Origin of the sequence: Arthrobacter sp. H14 (genome assembly GCF_000520495.1) — a bacterium.
Taxonomy (GTDB): Bacteria; Actinomycetota; Actinomycetes; order Actinomycetales; family Micrococcaceae; genus Arthrobacter_C.
In genome coordinates this window covers 52,873-56,400 of the sequence record NZ_KI914621.1, presented here as the reverse complement: position 1 = coordinate 56,400, position 3,528 = coordinate 52,873, and the positions used below count along the sequence as shown (strand labels likewise).

3 protein-coding genes are annotated in these 3,528 nt (G+C 61.3%); 1 reads left to right on the top strand and 2 read right to left on the bottom strand.

Features of this window, described 5'->3' with window-relative positions:
* Positions 1–55: 55 nt before the first annotated feature.
* Positions 56–1,615, bottom strand: coding sequence for a GMC family oxidoreductase (locus tag Y707_RS0102565; RefSeq protein WP_026533915.1), 1,560 nt, complete (start codon positions 1,613–1,615; stop codon positions 56–58).
* A 69-nt stretch (positions 1,616–1,684) separates the two neighbouring features.
* Positions 1,685–3,163, bottom strand: coding sequence for an aldehyde dehydrogenase family protein (locus Y707_RS0102560; protein ID WP_253905033.1), 1,479 nt, complete (start codon positions 3,161–3,163; stop codon positions 1,685–1,687).
* A gap of 168 nt (positions 3,164–3,331) precedes the next feature.
* Between Y707_RS0102560 and Y707_RS32065 the strand changes: the two genes are divergently transcribed.
* Positions 3,332–3,528, top strand: a 197-nt coding sequence (locus Y707_RS32065) for a hypothetical protein (RefSeq protein WP_216699191.1), incomplete at its 3' end; no start/stop codon positions are given.

Here is a 3,528-nt window from a genome sequence, read left to right as displayed (position 1 = left end):
TCGGCTCGTTAACCCGCCCGCCGGTGCACTCAACGTCCTGCGTTGTCACGCTTCCCTAGCTGCCAACACGCGCTGACTTCAACATCCGGGCACACTTTTCCCCGATCATCATGGTTGTGATGTTTGGATTTACCGTGGTCAGCTCAGGCATGACGGAAGCATCGGCCACGCGCAGTCCGGTGACGCCCTTGACCCGAAGCTCGGGATCCAGCGGTGAGGCGTCGTCGTCGGACGCCCCTATCCGGACAGTGCCGGCGGGGTGATAAACGGTGTTGTGGGTCTTGCTGATGTACTCCTGGATCTGCTCGTCCGTCTGCACCTCCTGGCCCGGGTACAGCTCCTCCCCCGCCCATTCGGACATCCCGGGCTGCGAGACGATTTTCCGCGCCAGTTTAATACCGGCAACCATGACCCGCATATCGTGGGGATCGGTGAAATATTTCGGGTCCACGAGCGGCTTGTCGCGGTAATCCATGGTGCGCAGCCGGACAGTTCCGCGGGAACGTGCATGGGTCACATTGGGTGTGAGGCAGAAGCCGTTTTCGGTGCTCGGATACCCCCACCGCACGGTGTGCATGTCGAAAGGCACCGAACCGTAGTGGAACATAAGGTCCGGACGGTCCAGCCCCTCCTCTGTCGTGGTGAAGATGCCGATTTCCCACCACTGCGTCGATTCGGTGACCATGGGTTGTTTCGCTTCCCACTGAATCACGCCTTCGGGATGGTCCTGCAGATGGGAACCAACCCCTGGTGAATCCACCCGTACCTGGATACCGACCTCTTCCAGATGCTCCGCCGGCCCGATACCCGACAGCATCAGCAGCTTGGGGGAATCGATCGCGCCTGCCGAGACAATGACCTCCTGGCGTGCCGAAACGCTCGTCGTGTGGAACATATCCGCATCCTCGACATCGACGCCGGTGCACCTGTTGTCGTCGTCGAAATTCAGCTTCTTGGCTCGGCTGCCCGTCATCAACGTCAGATTCGGCCGGTCCAGAACTGGATGCAGGTAGGAAACCGACGACGACGAGCGCACGCCATCTTCCCGTACGTTGATTTGGAAGAAGTTCGCTCCGTTGGTGACTGTAACGCCGTCGTTGAACTGAACGCGTGGAATTCCGGTGCTCCCGCAGGCGTCCAGCAGGGCGACGCCGCAAGGGTCGGCATCGGGAATCTGCCTGATCCGGACGGGGCCGTCATGGCCATGGTGGTCGCCGTCCTGGTCGTTGTTTTCCAGCTGTTGGAACAACGGGTAGGTCGCTTCCGATCCCCAGCCCGCAGCTCCCATCTTTTCCCAATCGTCCAGGTCTTCCCGGGGCGCCCAGAAGGCGATACAGGAGTTGTGTGACGAGCAGCCGCCCAGGACCTTTGCCCGCGCATGCCGCATGAAGGAGTTGCCATTCTCCTGCGGCTCGATGGGGTAATCCCAGTCATAGCCCGATTCGAGCAGTTCCATCCACCGGGTAACGCGCAAAATCACGTCATCGCCCAGGTCGGAGGGACCGGCCTCAACCAACGCGACTTCAACATTGGGGTCCTCACTCAACCGTGCCGCCACGGCAGCGCCGGCCGACCCGCCGCCGATAACCACGTAGTCAAATTCCGTTCCGCTCATCAGACATCCACTCCTTGTCGTGGTCCATTGCCGTCGTACCTGTTGCCCGGCCGCCGGCCGGTGCTGATGCTATTTCGCCGGGAACCATCCCGTGACGGCGGGGCGAAGATTGTGATAAATATGCTTCGCTTCCTGGTATTCGCCCAGGCCCATCTGCCCAAGTTCACGGCCGAATCCCGAGTGGCCGAAACCGCCCCATTCCGCCTGCGGCAGGTAGGGGTGGTAGTCGTTGATCCAGATCGTGCCGTGTCGCAGCCGCTGGGCGACGCGCTGGCTTTTCCCTGCGTCCTGGGTCCACACAGCCCCGGCGAGCCCATAGTCCGTATCGTTGGCCGTTTCGACGGCCTCATCTTCGCTGCGGAAGGTCTCCACCGTGACAATCGGCCCAAATCCTTCATCAACGACGACGGACATGCCGCGACGCACATTATCGAGCACAGTGGGCAGGTAATAGTAGCCGTTCTTGAGCTCTCCTTCTCCCCACGCGCCTCCGCACCGGAGCTCCGCGCCTTCGGCGATCCCTTTGCGGACGTACTCGGTGACTTTGTCCCGGTGCTCGGCGGAAATAAGCGGGCCCGACTCTGCCGTGTCGTCGAAGGGTCCGCCAAGTTTTATGTTCCGTGCCCGCTCCACGAGCGCATCCACGAACTTGTCGTGGATGGATTCTTCGACAATGATGCGGGCTCCCGCAGAGCACACCTGCCCGGAATCCACGAACCCGCCATTGAGCGCATTATCGACGGCGGCATCGAAATCAGCGTCGGCAAAGATGACGTTGGGATTCTTCCCGCCCAGCTCAAGGGCGATTTTCTTCACGGTTGGAGCAGCACTGGCCGCAATACGTCGTCCCGTGACCAGCCCACCGGTGAATGAAACCATGTCGATATCACGGTGCTCGGACAGCGGAGCACCGGCCACGGCACCGGCTCCCAGGACCAGATTGGCCACCCCCGCGGGGACCCCCGCCTCGGTCAGCACGTCCATCAGCAGCATGGACGTATGCGGCGTCAATTCACTCGGCTTGAGGATGAAGGAGTTCCCCGCGGCCAAGGCAGGAGCAACCTTCCAGGACGCCTGCAACAGCGGGTAATTCCAAGGTGCAATTAGACCGCAGACTCCCACAGGTTCATAGATGATCCGGCTGACGACGTCGGGGCTTCCGGCGTCGACCATTCGTCCGGCGTCCTGCCCGGCCAGTTTTCCGAAGTAGGTAAAGCAGCTGGCGATGTCTTCCATACCGATTTTGCTTTCGACAAAACGCTTGCCGGTGTCCTTGGATTCCGCCGTCGCAAATTCGTCGCTGCGCTCGCGAAGGATAGCCGCGGTTCGGAGGAGCACATCGCCGCGCTCGGCCGCCGGCAGGTAGCGCCACGGACCGGTGTCAAAGGAGGCACGCGCGGCGGCGATGGCCCGGTGGACATCCTCGGGGGAGGCCTCCGAGACCGTATCGATCAGCTCGCCATCGGCCGGGCAACGGACTTCGCGGGTCTCGCCGGTGCTTGACGGAGCCCACGCGCCGTCGATGAACAATGATGCAGGTGCAGTCACTGAGTTCCTCCTATGAATTGAGATTGCTCTGGAAGGTTGCCATGGAACGGCCGGCGCTTCCGGCGTCGATCCGGGCTTCTATTATCCGGGATCCGTTGTGGAGTGCGGAATTTCGTCCGGACTGCCTGCCGCCGCCCGGTGCTCGCGCTGCAGATGGAGGAAATGCAGGTGGCTTTCATATTGGTCAAGGATGTCGCTGATGATCTGCTCCTTGGTAAAGCCGGTGACTCCTTCACCGGGTATCTGGAATTCCCCGCCTCACCAGGCTCCCCTTTTGCCGCGCCTGAATCCACATCCTTCGTTTCGCTCATCACAGTTCCTTACGGCTTGTGGGTCAGCACACAGGTATGCCGGACTTTTCGATG